The sequence below is a fragment of the Shigella sp. SIG6 genome, from assembly GCF_053555815.1.
In genome coordinates this window covers 1-775 of sequence record NZ_JBQZXC010000283.1, presented here as the reverse complement: position 1 = coordinate 775, position 775 = coordinate 1, and the positions used below count along the sequence as shown (strand labels likewise).

Genomic DNA, 775 nt, shown 5'->3' with positions numbered 1-775 from the left:
GTGAGTTGAGTATAACGCAAATTTGCCACTGGTCCGATGGGGGCAATAGTCTGAATTACGGGCTAATTACAGGCAGAAATGCGTGATGTGTGCCACACTTGTTGACGTTACTATTTTGTTAACCACTCTTCCGGCGAGGAAAGTTAGCCCGCTGGTGCATTGATAATAAGGAGAAATGAATGAAACTCGTGCACATGGCCAGTGGTTTAGCGGTTGCGATTGCGTTGGCGGCTTGCGCAGATAAAAGCGCGGATATTCAGACGCCAGCCCCGGCTGCAAATACGTCTATTTCAGCAACACAACAACCTGCTATCCAGCAACCGAATGTCTCCGGTACCGTCTGGAACCGTCAGAAAGTCGCACTGCCGCCTGATGCTGTGCTGACCGTGACACTTTCTGACGCGTCGTTAGCCGATGCACCGTCAAAAGTGCTGGCGCAGAAAGCGGTGCGTACTGAAGGTAAACAGTCACCATTCAGCTTTGTTCTGCCATTTAACCCGGCAGATGTTCAGCCGAACGCGCGTATTCTGTTGAGTGCGGCGATTACCGTGAATGACAAACTGGTATTTATCACCGATACCGTTCAGCCGGTGATCAACCAGGGCGGAACTAAAGCCGACCTGACATTGGTGCCGGTACAGCAAACCGCCGTGCCGGTTCAGGCCAGCGGTGGCGCAACGACTACCGTACCTTCGACTTCACCAACTCAGGTGAATCCGTCTTCGGCAGTTCCCGCTCCTACGCAATATTAAGCGACGTTAACCCTCTCCGCCCG

1 protein-coding gene is annotated in these 775 nt (G+C 52.8%); it reads left to right on the top strand.

The genetic code is table 11. The features are described 5' to 3' along the window. The first annotated feature begins 179 nt into the window (after nt 1-179). Nucleotides 180-752: a YbaY family lipoprotein gene (locus tag ACUU1M_RS20385; RefSeq protein ID WP_000779843.1), complete on the top strand. Its 573-nt coding sequence runs from the start codon at nt 180-182 to the stop codon at nt 750-752. Nucleotides 753-775 lie beyond the last annotated feature (23 nt).